The following is a 16,976-nucleotide window of genomic DNA, read 5'->3' on the forward strand; positions in this document are numbered from 1 at the left end:
ACTGTCCAGGCCTTGGTGCTCAAGCGTGGCGAGCAGTGCGGCCTTGAGTACCTGTTGCATCCACTGAAGGCGGGTTACGTCCGAGTCACCGTCGCGGCCGTTCCAGTAACTGATCTGTGCCTGCTGAAATGTCTCGCAAAGGGTTGCCAGCACATCGTCGTAGTCAGTGTTCAGGTCGGCCATGCGAATATCGATGGCCGGCGCGACATGCTGGGGGCGAAAGACGGTTGGTGGGTTCAGGCTGAGCTGATCCGTGGGCTCGAGCGCCATGGGCTGGCCGCTGAGAAAATGTTCGAGCAGTGTGTCCACCAAGTTGCTTTGCTGTGCAGGTAGCTCTTCATCCAGGCTATGCAGGATGCTGAAGCCCGCTATGGAGCGCAGCTCTGGGTGGTTTTCGCGGGTCCATGGGTAGCGTGCCACGAGTGCGTCGTAACCTGCGCTGGCTACGACTTCGCGCAGGCTGGGGCGGTTGGCGAACTGCTGCGCTACCTGTTGCTTGAATGATAGGTATGCCAGGGGCAGTGATTGGGGCATGGTTTGTGGCTCCGGTCAAAGGGAGCCGAATGCTGAAACGCCAACCTGAAGCAGTGGCGGTAGATAAGTCAGCGTGGCGATCTTAGGGTGAAGATTCTAATTACAGCCTCTACCTTATGCTCAAGCCCAGCCTCCATGGGCGGTTCCTCCTCCACTCATGAGCATGAGGTACAGAGCATGGCCAAAGTGACTGTGAAGAAAAAGGACGACGCCCTGGGTACGCTGGGCGAAGTGCGCGGCTACGCGCGCAAGATCTGGCTGGCTGGCATCGGCGCTTATGCGCGCGTGGGCCAGGAAGGCTCCGATTATTTCCAGGAGCTGGTCAAGGCCGGCGAAGGCGTCGAGAAGCGTGGCAAGAAACGTATCGACAAAGAGCTCGATGCTGCCAACAACCAGATCGATGAAGCCGCTGAAGAAGTCAGCCGCGTACGCGGCAAGGTAGAGATTCAACTCGACAAGATCGAAAAAGCTTTCGACGCACGGGTAGGGCGCGCCTTGAATCGCCTCGGCATTCCGTCTAAACATGACGTTGAGGCGTTGTCGATCAAGCTTGAACAGCTGCACGAACTGCTTGAACGCGTCGCGCACAAACCATAAGGAGAGCAGGATGGCTGGCAAGAAGAACACCGAAAAAGAAGGCAGCTCCTGGGTCGGCGGGATCGAGAAATACTCCCGCAAGATCTGGCTGGCGGGGCTGGGTATCTATTCGAAGATCGACCAGGACGGCCCGAAGCTGTTCGACACGCTGGTGAAAGATGGCGAGAAGGCCGAGAAGCAGGCGAAGAAGACGGCTGAAGAAGTAGCCGAATCCGCCAAATCATCGACCACTTCGCGTGTGTCTGGTGTGAAGGACCGTGCGCTGGGCAAGTGGAGCGAGCTCGAAGAGGCTTTCGACAAGCGTCTGAACAGCGCCATCTCACGCCTGGGCGTGCCGAGCCGCAACGAGATCAAGGCCCTGCATCAGCAGGTGGATAGCCTGACCAAGCAGATCGAGAAACTGACCGGTGCTTCGGTTACGCCGATATCGTCGCGCACTGCCGCGGCCAAACCGGCTGCGAGCAAGGCAGCAACCAAGCCATTGGCCAAGGCCGCAGCGGCCAAGCCTGCGGCGGCAAAACCTGCAGCTAAAACTGCGGCGGCCAAACCTGCGGCGGCCAAACCTGCGGCCAAGCCAGCAGCCAAACCCGTGGCAGCCAAGCCTGCGGCGAAACCGGCAGCAGCCAAACCAGCGGCAGCGAAGAAACCCGCAGTGAAGAAGGCACCGGCCAAACCGGCAGCCGCGAAGCCTGCAGCTCCAGCGGCCAGCGCCGCACCGGCCGCGACCGCAGCACCGGCACCTGCCGCCGCCCCGGCAAGCAGCACGCCGTCGGCTCCGACTGGCACCGGTACCCTGATCTGATACCGCGTCGCCTTCTTCGCGGGCTTGCCCGCTCCCACAGGTACAGTGCCGATCAGCAGGTCAGCGCAGGCCCTGTGGGGGCGGGCATGCCCGCGAAGGCCTCTGCGCCGAAACAGCAGGTTTATCCTTCCAGATAGCGCACCGCCAATTGCTCTGCCGCCGCCCGTGCCTGCGCCTGCAGATGCGGCGCCACCAGCATCATCACCTGGTACACCACGATCCCCACATCCCCCTCGCGCCCCAGCACCCGCTGGTAATCCAGCGAAAACATCAGCGTCAATGTGATCTGCTCCACCAGTTGCCCCAGCGCCTGGGTCTCACTCTCTACCAGCCCCTGGCCCTTGAGGCTGGCCAACAGCGCCGCGAGTGTGCGTTTGAGCGCATTGATCAGGCCGCGCATGCCACGGGCCAGCTTGGGCAGGCGCCCGGTCAGGTTGGACAGGTCCTGGAACAGGAAGCGGTACTGTGACATGCGCTCGACGATCAAGTGCAGGAACAGCCAATAGTCCTCGGCATCCAGGCGCACATCCAGGGGAGGGTCGAGCAAGGGCATCAGCGCTTCCTCGAAACGCTCGAAAAGGCCCAATACCAAGGGTTCCTTGCCATGGAAGTGGTAATACAGGTTGCCTGGGCTGATGCCCATTTCGTTGGCAATTTCCAGGGTGGAGACGTTGGGTTCGCCCTGCTGGTTGAACAGCTGCAGGGCGCATTCCAGGATACGGTCGCGGGTTTTCATCCAGTCAGCATGCTCATCGGGTCAGCACATAGGTGCCTGGCGCGGGGCCTAGCGGTGGGTAAGTGGTATTGCCCAGCTCGCTGCGCGGCGCCTTGAGCGGGCCGGAGCGTGCAGTGATCCATTCCAGCCACAACGGCCACCAGCTGCCTTCGCTGCGTTTGGCGTCGTGGAACCAGGCGCGGGGGTCGCTGCTCAGCCTGGGGTTGGCCAGGTAGTAAGCCTTGGGGTTGCCGGGCGGGTTGATGATGCTCTGGATATGCCCGCTGTTGGCCAGCACGAAGCGCCGCTCGCCACCCAGCAGCAAGGCCGAGCGGTACACCGCGTCCCATGGGGTGATGTGGTCGTTGCTGCCGGCCACGGTAAAGCTGTCCAGGTTGACCTGCTGCAGGTCGATGGGCGTGCCGCACACTTCCAGCCCGGCCGGGTAGGTCAAGGGGTTGAGCTTGAAGAACTCCAGCAGGTCGCCATGCAGCGCGGCGGGCAGGCGCGTGCTGTCGGCGTTCCAGTACAGGATATCGAAAGCCGGCGGTGTCTTGCCGAGCAGGTAGTTGTTGACCCAGTAGTTCCAGATCAAGTCGTTGGGCCGCATCCAGGCAAAGATCCGTGCCACCTCGCCACCGTCCAGCACGCCGCGCTGATAGGAGCGGCGTTTGGCGGCTTCGATGGTCTGCTCATCGGCGAACAGGCTGGCTGGGCTTTCGAACTTGCTGTCCAGCAAGCTGACCAGGTAGGTGGCGCTGCGCACGCGACGCAACTGTTTCTTGGCTTGCAGGTGGCCCTGCAGCGCAGCCATGGTCAGGCCACCGGCACAGGCGCCCATCAGGTTGGGGTCACGGTTGCCGCTGATGCTGCGGCAGGCATTCAGTGCTTCTTCCAGGGCCTGCACGTAACTGGAAAGGCCCCATTCGCGGTGGCGTGGGTCGGGGTTGCGCCAGCTGACCATGAACACCTGCAAGCCGTTCTTGAGCATGTACTGGACGAAGCTGTTGGTCGAGCTGAGGTCGAAGATGTAGAACTTGTTGATCTGTGGCGGCACCACCAACAGAGGGCGGGCGTGCTGCGTCTCGCTCAGCGGCTTGTACTGGATCAGCTCCAAAAGCTCATTGCGAAAAACCACGGCGCCAGGCGTCGCGGCGAGATTGCCGCCCACCTCGAACGCACGCTCGTCCACCTGGCGCGGCAGGCCATCGTTGTGGCGCAAGTCTTCAAGCAGGTGGGCTACGCCACGCACCAGGCTCTGACCGCCGGTGTTGAGCAGCTCCTTGATTGCCAGCGGGTTGAGCAGTGAGTTGCTGGGGGCCAGCGCATCGTTGATCAGGTTGAACAGGAAATGGGCGCGTGCTCGATCATCGTCGTTCAAGTGGCTTTCATCGATCCACTGGCGCGTCTGTTTCTGCCAGGCCAGATAGGCCTGCAGGCCACGGCGGTAGAACGGGTTCTGGCTCCAGGTCGGGTCACTGAAGCGCGCGTCACGTGGGTTTGGCTGGTAGGGCGTGTCCCCCAGCATCACCCGCCCCAGTTGCCCGCCAAGCGCCAGTAGATGGTGCGCGGTATGCAGCGGGTGGCGCAGGCCGTGGCGGCCGACGTTGCGCAACGTGGACAGCAGGTCGCGGCCGCGCAGGCCGAGGATGGCGTTCTGCACGTTCATGCGGGTGGCGGGGAGCGTTGTCGATCCTTTGCCCGGTTTGTCTTTCATGGCAACACTCCCTCGTTCTGGCCATGGCGCCGCCTCGCGGGCAAGCCCGCGCCTACACGCCCGAAGCCGGGCGAGGGTGCATGACTGCGCGCTGACGCTCTTGCTGCAGAAACTTCATGATGATGGGGGCGACGGCCTCGGCCCGGGTGATCAGGAACAAATGGCCGTCGTCGATAATGTGTAGCTGGGCATTGGGAATCCGCCAGGCCAGCAGGCGCATGTTGATCAGCGGGATCAGCGGGTCGTCGTCGCCGGCCAATACCAGGGTGGGCTGCTGGATCTTGTGCAGCCAGTGGATGCTGGTCCAGCCAAGCCCGGCTAACAGCTGCCAGTAGTAACCCAGCTTGCCGCCAGAGCGCACCTTGGCGGCATGGTGCATGGCCAGGTCCGGGTCGCGCCGGAAGCCGCCGCCATAGATCATCGGCGCAATGCGTATGACATGCGACGGCTGCACGTAGCGGCGGGGGCTGGCCATCATCCACAGCACCTTGGGCTTGCCTGGCACCATGACCGCGCCAGCAGCGGTGGCGGCCAGCACCAGCTTCTTGCAGCGCTCGGGGTAGTCGTGCGCGAACTGCTGGGCCAGGGCGCCGCCCCAGGACACGCCGATGACGTTGACCTGGCCGTAGTCGAGGTAGTCGAGCATCCGTGCCGTCAGCTTGGCCAGCCCAGGGAAGCGATACGGGTGGCGTGGGGTGGACGAGCCACCGACACCGGGCACGTCGAAAGCGATGACTTCCAGGTCCGGGTCCAATGCTTCGATGAACGGAAACACCAGCTCCAGGTTGGCGCCGATGCCGTTGAAGATCAGCAACGGCGTCAGGTGCGGCTTGCCCGGGCGGACGGCGGTGCGGATGGACTGGTCGTCCAGCTCGACGGTCCTGAAAATGTAGGGTTGCGGCATGCGCGTGACTCTTGGGTGAAGTAAACACCGTGGCGCCCCCGTAGGTGGCCACGGCGCTGCTACTCAACGTTCGTGAACGTACGTGCCTGGGGAGGCCTCGCCGGCAGCGTAGGCACGGTTGCCCAGGCGGGTGGGCGCCTTTTTCAGCGCGCCGGCACGCTCGCCCAGCCAACTTTGCCAGTGCAACCACCAGGAGTCGGCATGCTTGGTGGCGTTTTCCTGCCAGGCCACTGGGTCGCCTGGGCGGTCGGCACCGGTCATGAAGCGTGCCTTGGGGTTGCCCGGCGGGTTGAGGATGCTCTGGATATGCCCGCTGTTGGACAGCACGAACTCGATCTTGCCGCCAAACAGGTGTGCCGAGCGGTAGCACGACTGCCAGGGGGTGATGTGGTCGTTGGTGCCGGCAAGGCTGTAGATGTCGCATTTGACCTGCTTCAGGTCGATTGCGGTGCCGCACACTTCCAGGGCTTCGGGGCGCGTCAGCGGGTTGCTCTTGAACATTTCGATCAGGTCGCCGTGGAAGGCGGCCGGCAGGCGCGTGGTGTCGTTGTTCCAGAACAGGATGTCGAACACCGGCGGTTCATTGCCGAGCAGGTAGTTGTTGACCCAGTAGTTCCAGATCAAGTCATTGGGGCGCATCCAGGCGAACACCTTGGCCATTTCGCTGCCTTCCAGCACGCCTGCCTGGTAGGAGTGGCGCTTGGCGGCCTCCAGGGTCTGCTCGTCGACGAACAATGCAACCTGGTTGTCCATGGTGGTGTCGAGCACGCTGACCAGCAGGGTCAGGGCGTTGACCTTGTTTTCGCCAATGGCGGCATAGTGGCCCACCAGTGCGGTGCAGGTGATGCCGCCAGAGCAGGCACCGAGCATGTTCAGGTCCTTGCTGCCGGTAATCGCCAGCACCGCGTCGACTGCTTCTTTGAGCGCATCGATGTAGGTGGACAGGCCCCATTCGCGCTGGGCCTTGGTCGGGTTGCGCCAGCTGATGATGAAGGTCTGCTGCTGCGAGCGCAGGCAGAAGCGTGCCAGGCTCTTTTCCGGGCTCAGGTCGAACACGTAGAACTTGTTGATCTGCGGCGGTACCACCAGCAGCGGGCGAGCGTGTACCTGCTCGGTGATGGGGCTGTACTGGATCAGTTCCAGCACATCGTTGCGGTACACCACCGCGCCTTCGCTGGTACCCAGGTTCTTGCCCACTTCGAAGGCATCCATGTTCACCTGGCTGGGCATGCCGCCATTGTTGACCATGTCCTTTGCCAGGTTTGACAGGCCATCGAGCAGGCTCTTGCCGCCTGTTTCGAAGAAACGTTTGACCGCGGCCGGGTTGGACAGGGTATTGGTCGGCGCCATGGCCTCGGTCATCAGGTTGATGACGAACTGGCCGCGGCTGATGTCCTGGGGTGACAGGTCGCTGCTGCCGATCCAGTCCTGTAGTTCATTGCGCCAGGCCAGGTAGGTTTGCAGGTAGCGGCGGTACAGTGGGTTGTTGCTCCAGGCCGGGTCGTTGAAGCGACGGTCGTCGCCTTCCGGGGCCAGGTTGGACTTGCCCAGCAACACGTTCTTCAGCTCCAGGCCAAAGTGGGCCACATGCTTGGCGCTGTGCAGCGGTTGGCGCACGGCCTGGCGCAGCACAGTGCGTGCCGAGCTCAACAGGTCCTTGCGGCGAATGCCGATGACCGGGTTCAGCCCCAGGGTGTTTTCCGAGGCCTGCCGCTGCAGCTCATCGTTGTTCTTGTTACTCATCTACGACGCTCCGTTGTCCTGAGACGAGTACCGGTTGCCGTGGCGGGTGCACAGCGCTGAGCCCGGTACTGCTACTCGGGTGACCAGTGATAAGGAACAGCGGTGCTGCGGGGGTTCTGACGACCTGCAAAGTGATGCAGGGAACTTGCCACACCCATTGGTTACCCGACTTTCATGTAATGCGCAAGACAGCCCCTCACTGGGCTGTCTGCAAGCCATTCAAACAGATGAATTTAGAAAATGCGCTCTAAACCCCGCAGGCCTTGCGCTAGAGCATCAGTTTGACCACCGACTCGGCCGGGTCGCGGGATTTGCCGGCCTTGTGCAGCTCGTCGAGGTATTCCGCCCACAGCTGTTCCTGGCGCAGGCACAGCTGCTCGAGGTATTCCCAGGTGAACAGACCGCTGTCGTGGCCGTCGTCGAAGGTCAGTTTCAGTGCATATTGGCCGGCAGGTTCGAGGCCGACGAGGCCGACGTTGATCTTGCCGAACTGCAGAATGGGGTTGCCGTGGCCCTGGACTTCGGCGGAGGGGGAGTGCACGCGCAGGAATTCGGCGGGCAGTTGGTAGACCTCGCCGGGGGCGTAGGTGAGGCTGAGGGTTTTCGAGGCTTTGTGCAGGTTGATGGCAGTGGGCAGGCGGGCCATGGGCAGAATCTCTCGGGAGCTGATGAAGCACAGCTTCAGGAGATTTGGGGGAATGTGCAAGGGGGCCGCAAAGCGGCCCCCTGCGGTATTACAGGATGTAACGCGACAGGTCTTCGTTCTGCGCCAGCTCACCCAGGTGGCTGTTCACGTACGCCGCGTCGATCTGGATCGGCGCTTCGTCGTGGGTGCTGGCCAGGTCGCCCGCGCTGAACGACACCTCTTCGAGCAAACGCTCGAGCAGGGTGTGCAGGCGACGGGCACCGATGTTCTCGGTCTTCTCGTTGACCTGGTAGGCAATCTCGGCCAGGCGCTTGATGCCGTCAGCCTGGAACGCGATGTTCAGGCCTTCGGTCTTGAGCAATGCCTGGTACTGCTCGGTCAGCGACGCGTGCGGTTCTTGCAGGATGCGCTCGAAGTCTTCTGGGGTCAGCGCCTTCAGCTCCACACGAATTGGCAGGCGGCCTTGCAGTTCAGGCACCAGGTCGCTCGGTTTGCTCAGGTGGAACGCGCCCGAGGCAATGAACAGGATGTGGTCGGTCTTGACCATGCCCAGCTTGGTGTTGACGGTGCAGCCTTCGATCAGCGGCAGCAGGTCGCGCTGTACGCCTTCACGGGACACGTCGGCACCGCCAACGTTGCCACGCTTGGCCACTTTGTCGATTTCGTCGATGAACACGATACCGTGCTGCTCGACTGCTTCCAGGGCCTTGGCCTTGAGTTCTTCCTCATTGACCAGGCGGCTCGCTTCTTCATCGCGAACCATCTTAAGCGCTTCTTTCACCTTCAGCTTGCGCGCTTTGCGCTTGCCCTTGCCCATGTTGGCGAACAGGCTCTGCAACTGGTTGGTCATTTCTTCCATGCCGGGCGGTGCAGCAATTTCCACGCCTACGGCATCGGCCACTTCGATCTCGATTTCCTTGTCGTCCAACTGGCCTTCGCGCAGGCGCTTGCGGAACAGTTGGCGCGTGTTGGAATCGCTGCTGGTCTGTGCGGCTTCCTCGCTGAAGCTGGTGACGCGCGCTTGTGGCAGCAGGGCATCGAGAATGCGGTCTTCGGCGGCATCTTCGGCGCGGTGGCGCACGCGGATGATTTCTTGCTCGCGCAGCATTTTCAGCGCGGCATCGGCCAGGTCACGGATGATCGACTCGACGTCGCGGCCCACATAGCCCACCTCGGTGAACTTGGTGGCTTCGACCTTGAGGAACGGCGCGTTGGCCAACTTGGCCAGGCGGCGGGCGATTTCGGTCTTGCCGACGCCGGTAGGGCCGATCATCAGGATGTTCTTCGGGGTGACTTCGGCACGCAGCTCGGCAGGGAGCTGCATGCGCCGCCAGCGGTTGCGCAGGGCAATGGCCACGGCGCGCTTGGCGTCGTCCTGGCCGATGATGTGGCGGTTGAGTTCGTGGACGATCTCGCGGGGGGTCATGGACATGATCAATAGGGTCCTTGGGCAGATGAGTCAGCGTGGAAAAACCCCTTCACCGGGAAGGGGCGCCAGAACAGCTGAATCAGTCGGCCAGGTCCTGCTCCTCGATGGTCAGGTTATGGTTGGTGAACACGCAGATGTCGCCGGCGATGTTCAGGGCGGTTTCGGCGATTTCGCGTGCCGAGAGGTCAGTCTTGTTCAGCAGGGCGCGGGCGGCGGCCTGGGCATAGGCGCCGCCGGAACCCATGGCGATCAGGCCATCTTCGGGCTCGACCACGTCACCGTTGCCGGTGATGATCAGGGAGGCGTCCTTGTTAGCCACGGCCAGCATGGCTTCCAGGCGGCTCAGGGAGCGGTCTGTACGCCATTCCTTGGCCAGCTCGACGGCGGCGCGGACCAGGTGGCCCTGGTGTTTTTCCAGCTGGCCTTCAAAGCGTTCGAACAGGGTGAAGGCGTCGGCGGTAGCACCGGCGAAGCCCGCAATGACCTGGCCGTGGTACAGGCGGCGCACCTTTTTGGCGTTGCCTTTCATCACGGTATTGCCGAGGGATACCTGGCCGTCGCCGCCCATGACGACTTTGCCGTTACGGCGGACAGAAACGATGGTGGTCAAGGGGAGAGTCTCCACGCAGCGGGGCGAAAGTGCCTGATGCAGACTCATATGGGGGTGGGGGGAAGGATTTCAACCGTGGGGGATGAATGGTTGGTCCGGTCTTCGAACCGGGCACGGTCGATGTAGGAGCGGCCTTGTGTCGCGAAAGGGCCGCAAAGCGGCCCCAGCGATTCATGCGTGATGCAGAGACCCTGGGGCCGCTGCGCGGCCCGTTCGCGACACAAGGCCGCTCCTACACAAAGCAAGTTCGCGCTTTGTCAGGCCTCGTGGCAGACGTGCCCATCGACCAAGGTATAGCGCACCGCACCCGGCAGGCAGTGGCCGATGAACGGGCAGTTCTCGCCGCGCGAGAACCACTGCTCGCCGGCAACGGTGGAGGCTTGCGGGTCGAACAGCACCAGGTCGGCCGCCCCACCCACTTTCAGCTCGCCGGCTGGCAAGCGCAAGGCGGCAGCCGGGCCGCTGCTCAGGCGGGCGAGCAAGGTTGGCAGGTCGAGCAGGCCATCCTGCACCAAGGTCATGGCCAGCGGCAGCAGCAACTCGACGCTGCTGATACCCGGCTCGGTGGCGCCGAACGGGGCCAGCTTGGCGTCGCGCTCATGCGGCTGGTGGTGGCTGGAAATCGCCTGAATCACCCCCGACTTCACTGCCTCGCGCAGGCCGTCACGGTCGGCTGCGGTGCGCAGCGGCGGCTGCACGTGGTACAGGCTGGAGAATTCGCGCAGCGACTCGTCGGTGAGGATCAGCTGGTACAGCGCCACATCGGCGGTCACCGGCAGGCCCAGGGCTTGGGCTTGGGCGATCAGCCGCGCGCCACGGGCGCTGGTGATCTGGCTGAAGTGCGCACGTACACCACTCTGCTCCACCAGCAACAGGTTGCGCGCCAGGGCCACGGTTTCGGCGCTTTCCGGGATGCCCGGCAGGCCAAGGAAGCTGGCCATGGCACCTTCGTGGGCCAGGCCGCCCTGTGCCAGGTCGCGGTCCTGGGAGTGGAACACCACCGTCAGATCGAAGGTGGCCGCGTACTCCAGGGCACGAGCCAGGGTACGGTTGTTGGGGATTTCCTTCAGGCCGTTGCCGAATGCCACGCAGCCGGTGTCACGCAGGGCCACCAGCTCGGCCAGTTGCTCGCCCTCCAGGCCTTTGGTCAGGGCGCCGATCGGGTAGACCTTGCTGTTGGCCGCTTCGCGGGCACGGTCTAGGATCAGCTCGGCCACCGCCGAGGTGTCCAGCACCGGCTTGGTCTGCGGCGGGCAGCACAGGCTGGTAACGCCGCCGGCCACGGCCGCGCGGGTTTCACTGGCGATGTTGCCTTTGCGGCTGTAACCCGGCTCGCGCAGGGAAACGCCAAGGTCGACCAGGCCGGGCGCGGCGACCAGGCCATCGGCCTGGATCGTGCGGCTGGCGCTGAAACCGGCCGGGGCGGCGCCGATGGCGGTAATGCGGCCGCCCTCCAGGTGCAGGTCGGTGACTTGGTCCAGGCCGCTGTTGGGGTCGATGACCCGGGCGCCGAGAATACTGATGGTCACTGGGCGTTCTCCTGGTCGAATTGACGTTGCGCGTTCTGCCCGCTCATGGCCATGGACAACACGGCCATGCGCACGGCGATGCCGTAGGTGACCTGGTTGAGGATCACCGAGTGCTTGCCGTCGGCCACTGCAGACTCGATTTCGACACCACGGTTGATCGGGCCTGGGTGCATGACGATGGCGTCGGGCTTGGCCCCGGCCAGGCGTGCGGTGGTCAGGCCGAACAGGCGGTAGAACTCGCCTTCGCTGGGTAGCAGGCCACCGGCCATGCGCTCACGCTGCAGACGCAGCATGATCACCACGTCGACGTCTTTCAGGCCTTCGGCGAGGTCGGTGTAGACCTTTACGCCGTACTGCTCGATACCGATCGGGATCAGGGTTTTCGGGCCGATCACGCGAATGTCCGGGCAACCCAGCGCTTTGAGCGCGAGCATGTCGGAGCGGGCCACGCGCGAATGCAGGATGTCACCGACGATGGCCACCGACAGGTTTTCGAAGCTGCCCTTGTGGCGGCGGATGGTGAGCATGTCGAGCATGCCCTGGGTCGGGTGCGCGTGGCGGCCGTCACCGCCGTTGATCACGGCAACGTCCGGGCACACATGTTCGGCGATGAAGTGCGCGGCGCCCGAGTCGGAGTGGCGCACGACGAACATGTCGGCCGCCATGGCTTCGAGGTTGCGCAGGGTGTCGAACAGCGTTTCGCCCTTGCTGGTCGAGGAGGTCGACACGTTCAGGCTGATCACGTCGGCCGACAGGCGCTGGGCCGCCAGTTCGAAGGTGGTACGGGTACGGGTCGAGTTCTCGAAGAACACGTTGCATACGGTCTTGCCGCGCAGCAGCGGGACTTTTTTCACGGCCCGGGCACCGACTTCCAGGAAGGAGTCGGCGGTGTCGAGAATCTCGGTGAGCAGTTCGCGGGGCAAACCGTCGAGCGAGAGGAAGTGGCGCAGCTGGCCCTGATCATTGAGCTGCAGCGGGCGCTTGGCGTCGATTGGCGTCATCGCGGGGGACTCTTAAAGGGCGGAAGCGGAGGCGAGGTCCTGGCGCTCGAGGGCGAGCGGTGCGGGTCCGGTCAATTTTACCCGTTCATGGGCCGCCAGCGACAGGGTGGCGCCAAGCACGTTCGGGCGGATTGGCAGTTCGCCGGCATCCAGGTCCAGCAGGCAGACCAGGGTAACGCTGGCCGGGCGGCCATAATCGAACAGCTCGTTGAGCGCAGCGCGAATGGTGCGGCCGCTCATCAGTACGTCATCCACCAGCACCAGGTGTTGGCCTTCGACTTCGAACGGCAGCTCGGACGGACGCACTTGCGGGTGCAGGCCGTTCTGGCTGAAGTCATCGCGGTAGAACGAAACGTCCAGGGTGCCCATGGGGCTGGTGTCGCCCATGGCTTCCTGCAGGGCCTGGGCAACCCAGACACCGCCGGTGCGGATACCGATATAGCGCGGCTCGCTGATGTGACGGCGGGCCAGGTGGGCGCGAAGGTCGACAGCCATCTGCCGGATCAGCTCGGCGGGATTGGGTAGGCTCATTGCGGGCTCCTCGGAAGGGTGCGCCGGGTGGGCCCGGCGGCAAAGATGATCAGGTGTTGGCCTCCAGCCAGCCTTGCAGCAACAAGGCAGCGGCGATGGCATCGACCGGGTTGTCGCGGTAGCTGCCGCGCTGGCCGCCACGGGCCATGCGTTCGCCTTTGGCCTCGAAGGTGGTCAGGCGCTCGTCGTGGGTGTGCACGGGCAGATTGAAGCGGCCGTTCAGGCGGCGGGCGAACTTTTCGGCGCGGGCGCTCATTTCGCTGGGTGTACCGTCCATGTTCAGTGGCAGGCCGACGACAATGGCGTCCGGCTTCCATTCGGCGATCAGCTTTTCCACCTGGGCCCAGTCCGGCACGCCGTTCTGTGCCTTCAGGGTGCACAGTTCGCGGGCCTGGCCGGTTATCACCTGGCCGACGGCCACACCGATCTGTTTGCTGCCGTAGTCGAAGCCCAGCAGTAGGCGTAGCTCGGCCATCAGGCGTGGCCCGCCTGGCTGGTCAGCAGGTGCAGGTTGATCTCCAGGCTGGCGGCTGCAGCTTCCAGGCGCAGGTCGTTGGCCATGCCGAAGATGATTTCCGGGTCGAACGGGCAGTTCAGCCAGGCATTGTCGGCCAGCTCGGCCTCCAGTTGGCCCGCTTCCCAGCCGGCATAACCCAGGGTGATCAGGCTCTGTTTCGGGCCTACCCCTGCGGCAATCGCAAGCAACACATCCTGCGATGTGGTCAGCGACAGGCCTTCCAGGGCCACTGTGGCCTGGAAGCTGCACTCGCTGCTGTGCAGCACGAAGCCGCGGTCGGTCTGCACCGGGCCGCCCTGGTAGATCGGCACCTGCGAGGTGCTGGCCGGCGGCATTTCGTCCGGGCGCAGCTGCTCGAGGATGTCGGCCAGGCTCAGTTCCTGCGGCCGGTTGACCACCAGGCCCATGGCGCCATGCTCATTGTGCTCGACGATGTAGGTGAGGGTCTGGGCGAAGTTCGGATCGGCCATGTGCGGCATGGCGATCAGAAACTGATGCTTGAGGTAGCTGGGGGCTAGGGTTTTCATGGGGGATAGTGTGGCGCCAGGTGGCGAGGCTGACAAGGTGCGGATTTGTGTCGTTTGGTTGGTGTCTGTCTTGAGGTTTTTGGTGTCTTTGAGATCGAGCGCCGCCCGCGCGGCGCTCGATCTCCGCGCCACCGCATCTCGCAAGCCCTACGCCCAAGGCCAATACTCAATTACTGGACAAACGGTCCCCACGGGCAAACCGCCATGTCCGAATAATCTCCAACCGGTCAAACTCAGCCAAATCCCCAGTAAACGGTGCAAACGGCGCCGCCAGCCTTACGATGCGCTGTGCCGCCTGGTCCAGCACCGGTTGCCCGGACGACTCCAGCACCAGCACCTCGTACAGCGAGCCATCACGGTTGATCGACACCATCATGCGCAAGTTGCCGTAAATCTGCTGCCGGCGCGCTTCGTCGGGGTAGTTCAGGTTGCCCACCCGCTCGACCTTCTTGCGCCACTCTTCCTTGTACCAGGCGCCCTTGTCGCGCATGGTCGAGGCGGCGTTCAGGCGGTGAATGCGCGGGCGTTTGGCGTACATCTGCTGTTCGTTGGAAAGCTCCGCCTCCAGGCTGGCGATCTGGCTGGACAGCTGCGAGCTGTCGAAGTCTGGCGCAGGCGCGGCCGGTTTGGGCTGCGCCTTGCTTTCCTTGGGCTTGGGTTCGACCTTTTGCGGCTTGGGCGCGGTCGTCACTACCGCCGACTTCTGCGGGGTAGGCGGGGGTACCACTTCGGGCCTGGCGGCGGGTGGTGGGGTGATCTTGTTGATCTTGCTGTCCTGGAACGGGGCCAGTTCGGTGGTCGTGGGGACCGCCTTCTTGTCCAGGGTGCCGCTGCCCTGCTGGTTGTCCTGGGCCTGGAAATCGGCCTTCTCGGGCGCTTTCTCGCTTTTGAAGGTGGCCAGGGTGATGTCCATGGTGTGGCGAATTTCGGCAGGCTTGACCACGGTGAAGCCGACGCCAAGAATCAGCGCCAGGTGCACCAGGGCAGCCAGAAACAGGGTGAAGCCGAGCCGGTCCACCGGGCGAACACGGGGAGGCAGCAGGTCGGCAGGGATGTCAGCGGGCAGCGTCATCAGGTATCCAGCAACCGCAGGGCGGGGCAGTAGCTCAGTCGAATAGGACCGGCATCATACCCCACTCTAGGGTCTAGCTTCGCGTTGGCTGTCAGCGCGCCTTGAGCTTGCGATCAATGGCATCCATCAACTTGCCACCGATATCGGTGTTGTAGGCGGCATCGATCTCGCGAATGCAGGTGGGGCTGGTGACGTTGATTTCGGTGAGGAAGTCGCCGATCACGTCCAGGCCCACGAACAGCAGGCCCTTCTCGCGCAGGGTCGGCCCGACCTGGGCGGCGATCCAGCGGTCGCGCTCGGTCAGCGGGCGGGCCTCGCCACGGCCGCCAGCGGCCAGGTTGCCACGGGTCTCGCCACTGGCAGGGATACGCGCCAGGCAATAGTCCACCGGCTCGCCATCGATCATCAGGATGCGCTTGTCGCCGTCCTTGATCGCCGGCAGGTAGGCCTGGGCCATGATCTGCTGGGTACCCAGCGCTGTCAGGGTTTCCAGGATCACCGACAGGTTGGGGTCGCCAGCGCGGTGACGGAAGATCGACGTACCGCCCATGCCATCCAGTGGTTTGAGGATCACGTCAGCATGCTTGGCGGCGAATTCGCGAATGATGTCCGGGCGGCGGCTGACCAGGGTCGGCGTGGTGCACTGCGGGAACAGCGTGGCGAACATCTTCTCGTTGCAGTCGCGCAGGCTCTGCGGGCGGTTGACCACCAGCACGCCATCATTCTCGGCCTGTTCCAGCAGGTAGGTGCTGTAGACGAACTCCATGTCGAACGGCGGGTCCTTGCGCATCAGGATCACGTCCAGCTCGGCCAGCGGGCTGTCCTGCTCCTCGCCCAGCTCGAACCAATGTGCCGGGTCGGCGAACACCTTCAGCGGGCGCATGCGTGCACGGGCCTTGCTTTCGCCCTGGTACAGGTCTTGCTGTTCCATGTAGAACAGGCTCCAGCCGCGTGCCTGGGCGGCCAGCAGCATGGCCAGCGAACTGTCCTTCTTGTAGGAGATGGACGCGATGGGGTCCATGACAATGCCGAGGCGAACGCTCATGGGGTGGTTCCTCTTGGCGGCGCTTGGCCGCGATGGCTCGAAAGAAAAGTGGCTCAGGGTGGCGCCGCGAGCGCCGCCGGTCAAGGGGCGGCGCAGATGGAATGGCCTTCCGGAGTGTGCTAAAAGTGCAGCTAATTTCCATTGGTAGGCGTCTATGGAACAACCCCTGAAGGTGATGGTGATCGACGATTCCCGCACGATCCGCCGCACCGCACAGATGTTGCTCGGTGAAGCGGGCTGCGAGGTGATCACCGCCAGCGATGGCTTCGATGCCCTGGCCAAGATCGTCGACCACCAGCCCAGCATCATTTTCGTCGATGTGCTGATGCCGCGCCTGGACGGTTACCAGACCTGCGCGGTCATCAAGCACAACAGTGTCTTCAAGGACACCCCGGTGATCCTGCTGTCGTCGCGCGACGGCCTGTTCGACAAGGCTCGTGGCCGGGTGGTCGGTTCCGATCAGTTCCTGACCAAGCCGTTCAGCAAGGAAGAATTGCTCGACGCGATCCGCGCCCACGTGCCCGGGTTTGCCGTACCTCAACAACACGCACCCTGACCGCGCCCCGCCATGGCACGGTCCTACTTTCCTGATGGGGAAACAGCATGGCCCGAGTTCTGATTGTCGACGACTCGCCGACAGAGATGTACAGATTGACCGAATGGCTGGAGAAGCACGGCTACCAGGTGCTCAAGGCCAGCAACGGTGCCGATGGCGTGGCCCTGGCCCGGCAAGACAAGCCCGACGCTGTGCTGATGGACATCGTCATGCCTGGCATGAACGGTTTCCAGGCCACTCGCCAGCTCAGCAAGGACCCAGAGACCAGCGCCATCCCGGTAATCGTGGTGACCACCAAGGACCAGGAAACCGACCGCATCTGGGCCACGCGCCAGGGTGCACGTGACTTCCTGACCAAGCCGGTGGAAGAGGACGCGCTGATCGCCAAGCTCAAAGAAGTGCTGGGGGCTTGACCACCCGCCCGCAGGGCGCGTCGTTGACCGCCTTCGAGTTGTTGCTGGACATCGACCGGCGCTGCCGCCTGCTGGTGGCCGACCAGCC

The 16,976-nt window shown here is 63.6% G+C and carries 18 protein-coding genes and 2 pseudogenes; 5 read left to right on the top strand and 15 right to left on the bottom strand.

The features are described 5' to 3' along the window. Positions 1 to 534 (bottom strand): annotated as a pseudogene (locus APH35_RS26300) (hypothetical protein); the annotation flags it as partial. A gap of 177 nt (positions 535 to 711) precedes the next feature. Between APH35_RS26300 and APH35_RS26305 the strand changes: the two are divergent. Both APH35_RS26305 and APH35_RS26310 read left to right on the top strand, forming a co-directional pair. Further along, positions 712 to 1,131, top strand: coding sequence for a phasin family protein (locus tag APH35_RS26305; RefSeq protein WP_012274565.1), 420 nt, complete (start codon positions 712 to 714; stop codon positions 1,129 to 1,131). A 10-nt stretch (positions 1,132 to 1,141) separates the two neighbouring features. Beyond that, complete coding sequence (locus APH35_RS26310; protein ID WP_060515758.1) at positions 1,142 to 1,933, top strand: phasin family protein; 792 nt, start codon at positions 1,142 to 1,144, stop codon at positions 1,931 to 1,933. Between the two features lie 121 nt (positions 1,934 to 2,054). On the opposite strand, the gene APH35_RS26315 is transcribed toward APH35_RS26310, so the two are convergent. From APH35_RS26315 to gshB, 14 genes are all read right to left on the bottom strand, one after another. Continuing rightward, positions 2,055 to 2,669, bottom strand: a complete 615-nt coding sequence (locus APH35_RS26315) for a TetR/AcrR family transcriptional regulator (RefSeq protein WP_012274563.1) — start codon at positions 2,667 to 2,669, stop codon at positions 2,055 to 2,057. 13 nt (positions 2,670 to 2,682) lie between these two features. Next, entirely contained in the window at positions 2,683 to 4,365 is a 1,683-nt protein-coding gene (phaC, locus tag APH35_RS26320) for a class II poly(R)-hydroxyalkanoic acid synthase (protein ID WP_060515759.1), read from the bottom strand. Between the two features lie 52 nt (positions 4,366 to 4,417). After that, the gene (phaZ, locus tag APH35_RS26325) at positions 4,418 to 5,269 is read right to left on the bottom strand and encodes a poly(3-hydroxyalkanoate) depolymerase (protein WP_060515760.1); all 852 of its coding nucleotides are present in this window, start codon (positions 5,267 to 5,269) and stop codon (positions 4,418 to 4,420) included. 63 nt (positions 5,270 to 5,332) lie between these two features. Then, complete coding sequence (gene phaC, locus APH35_RS26330; protein WP_060494473.1) at positions 5,333 to 7,012, bottom strand: class II poly(R)-hydroxyalkanoic acid synthase; 1,680 nt, start codon at positions 7,010 to 7,012, stop codon at positions 5,333 to 5,335. A 268-nt stretch (positions 7,013 to 7,280) separates the two neighbouring features. Beyond that, positions 7,281 to 7,658, bottom strand: coding sequence for a gamma-butyrobetaine hydroxylase-like domain-containing protein (locus APH35_RS26335; RefSeq protein WP_012274559.1), 378 nt, complete (start codon positions 7,656 to 7,658; stop codon positions 7,281 to 7,283). A gap of 88 nt (positions 7,659 to 7,746) precedes the next feature. Then, positions 7,747 to 9,090: an ATP-dependent protease ATPase subunit HslU gene (hslU, locus tag APH35_RS26340; protein WP_012274558.1), complete on the bottom strand. Its 1,344-nt coding sequence runs from the start codon at positions 9,088 to 9,090 to the stop codon at positions 7,747 to 7,749. Positions 9,091 to 9,166: 76 nt separating this feature from the next. Further along, entirely contained in the window at positions 9,167 to 9,697 is a 531-nt protein-coding gene (hslV, locus tag APH35_RS26345) for an ATP-dependent protease subunit HslV (RefSeq protein ID WP_003249309.1), read from the bottom strand. A 257-nt stretch (positions 9,698 to 9,954) separates the two neighbouring features. Further along, positions 9,955 to 11,226 (bottom strand): dihydroorotase, encoded by a 1,272-nt coding sequence (locus APH35_RS26350; RefSeq protein WP_060515761.1) that lies wholly within the window; start codon positions 11,224 to 11,226, stop codon positions 9,955 to 9,957. Then, positions 11,223 to 12,227: an aspartate carbamoyltransferase catalytic subunit gene (locus APH35_RS26355; protein WP_008099987.1), complete on the bottom strand. Its 1,005-nt coding sequence runs from the start codon at positions 12,225 to 12,227 to the stop codon at positions 11,223 to 11,225. The genes APH35_RS26350 and APH35_RS26355 overlap by 4 nt, the downstream gene beginning before the upstream one ends. 12 nt (positions 12,228 to 12,239) lie before the next feature. After that, positions 12,240 to 12,758: a bifunctional pyr operon transcriptional regulator/uracil phosphoribosyltransferase PyrR gene (gene pyrR, locus APH35_RS26360; RefSeq protein WP_012274556.1), complete on the bottom strand. Its 519-nt coding sequence runs from the start codon at positions 12,756 to 12,758 to the stop codon at positions 12,240 to 12,242. Between the two features lie 49 nt (positions 12,759 to 12,807). Then, complete coding sequence (ruvX, locus tag APH35_RS26365; protein ID WP_003249316.1) at positions 12,808 to 13,233, bottom strand: Holliday junction resolvase RuvX; 426 nt, start codon at positions 13,231 to 13,233, stop codon at positions 12,808 to 12,810. Beyond that, the gene (locus APH35_RS26370; RefSeq protein WP_060515762.1) at positions 13,233 to 13,802 is read right to left on the bottom strand and encodes a YqgE/AlgH family protein; all 570 of its coding nucleotides are present in this window, start codon (positions 13,800 to 13,802) and stop codon (positions 13,233 to 13,235) included. The genes ruvX and APH35_RS26370 overlap by 1 nt, the downstream gene beginning before the upstream one ends. A 166-nt stretch (positions 13,803 to 13,968) precedes the next feature. Beyond that, entirely contained in the window at positions 13,969 to 14,874 is a 906-nt protein-coding gene (locus tag APH35_RS26375) for an energy transducer TonB (RefSeq protein ID WP_012274554.1), read from the bottom strand. Between the two features lie 91 nt (positions 14,875 to 14,965). Next, positions 14,966 to 15,919 carry a glutathione synthase gene (gshB, locus tag APH35_RS26380; protein ID WP_012274553.1) on the bottom strand — a complete coding sequence of 318 codons (954 nt, stop codon included), beginning with the start codon at positions 15,917 to 15,919 and terminating at the stop codon, positions 14,966 to 14,968. Positions 15,920 to 16,073: 154 nt separating this feature from the next. Between gshB and APH35_RS26385 the strand changes: the two genes are divergently transcribed. The 3 genes and pseudogenes from APH35_RS26385 to APH35_RS28915 all read left to right on the top strand — a co-directional run. Further along, positions 16,074 to 16,475 carry a response regulator gene (locus APH35_RS26385; RefSeq protein ID WP_012274552.1) on the top strand — a complete coding sequence of 134 codons (402 nt, stop codon included), beginning with the start codon at positions 16,074 to 16,076 and terminating at the stop codon, positions 16,473 to 16,475. A gap of 47 nt (positions 16,476 to 16,522) precedes the next feature. Then, positions 16,523 to 16,888 (top strand): twitching motility response regulator PilH, encoded by a 366-nt coding sequence (gene pilH / locus APH35_RS26390; RefSeq protein WP_012274551.1) that lies wholly within the window; start codon positions 16,523 to 16,525, stop codon positions 16,886 to 16,888. After that, positions 16,885 to 16,976, top strand: a pseudogene (locus tag APH35_RS28915) (chemotaxis protein CheW); the annotation flags it as partial. The gene pilH and the pseudogene APH35_RS28915, both read left to right, overlap by 4 nt.

The sequence above is a fragment of the Pseudomonas sp. NBRC 111132 genome (assembly GCF_001320565.1).
Lineage (GTDB): Bacteria > Pseudomonadota > Gammaproteobacteria > Pseudomonadales > Pseudomonadaceae > Aquipseudomonas > Aquipseudomonas putida_P.

Excerpts from the sequence above, each read along its gene's own strand:
- APH35_RS26305 (WP_012274565.1), top strand. The coding sequence starts at position 712 with ATGGCCAAAGTGACTGTGAAGAAAAAGGACGACGCCCTGGGTACGCTG.
- APH35_RS26310 (WP_060515758.1), top strand. The coding sequence starts at position 1,142 with ATGGCTGGCAAGAAGAACACCGAAAAAGAAGGCAGCTCCTGGGTCGGC.
- APH35_RS26315 (WP_012274563.1), bottom strand. The coding sequence starts at position 2,669 with ATGAAAACCCGCGACCGTATCCTGGAATGCGCCCTGCAGCTGTTCAAC.
- phaC (WP_060515759.1), bottom strand. The coding sequence starts at position 4,365 with ATGAAAGACAAACCGGGCAAAGGATCGACAACGCTCCCCGCCACCCGC.
- phaZ (WP_060515760.1), bottom strand. The coding sequence starts at position 5,269 with ATGCCGCAACCCTACATTTTCAGGACCGTCGAGCTGGACGACCAGTCC.
- phaC (WP_060494473.1), bottom strand. The coding sequence starts at position 7,012 with ATGAGTAACAAGAACAACGATGAGCTGCAGCGGCAGGCCTCGGAAAAC.
- APH35_RS26335 (WP_012274559.1), bottom strand. The coding sequence starts at position 7,658 with ATGGCCCGCCTGCCCACTGCCATCAACCTGCACAAAGCCTCGAAAACC.
- hslU (WP_012274558.1), bottom strand. The coding sequence starts at position 9,090 with ATGTCCATGACCCCCCGCGAGATCGTCCACGAACTCAACCGCCACATC.
- APH35_RS26355 (WP_008099987.1), bottom strand. The coding sequence starts at position 12,227 with ATGACGCCAATCGACGCCAAGCGCCCGCTGCAGCTCAATGATCAGGGC.
- pyrR (WP_012274556.1), bottom strand. The coding sequence starts at position 12,758 with ATGAGCCTACCCAATCCCGCCGAGCTGATCCGGCAGATGGCTGTCGAC.
- ruvX (WP_003249316.1), bottom strand. The coding sequence starts at position 13,233 with ATGGCCGAGCTACGCCTACTGCTGGGCTTCGACTACGGCAGCAAACAG.
- APH35_RS26370 (WP_060515762.1), bottom strand. The coding sequence starts at position 13,802 with ATGAAAACCCTAGCCCCCAGCTACCTCAAGCATCAGTTTCTGATCGCC.
- APH35_RS26375 (WP_012274554.1), bottom strand. The coding sequence starts at position 14,874 with ATGACGCTGCCCGCTGACATCCCTGCCGACCTGCTGCCTCCCCGTGTT.
- gshB (WP_012274553.1), bottom strand. The coding sequence starts at position 15,919 with ATGAGCGTTCGCCTCGGCATTGTCATGGACCCCATCGCGTCCATCTCC.
- APH35_RS26385 (WP_012274552.1), top strand. The coding sequence starts at position 16,074 with ATGGAACAACCCCTGAAGGTGATGGTGATCGACGATTCCCGCACGATC.
- pilH (WP_012274551.1), top strand. The coding sequence starts at position 16,523 with ATGGCCCGAGTTCTGATTGTCGACGACTCGCCGACAGAGATGTACAGA.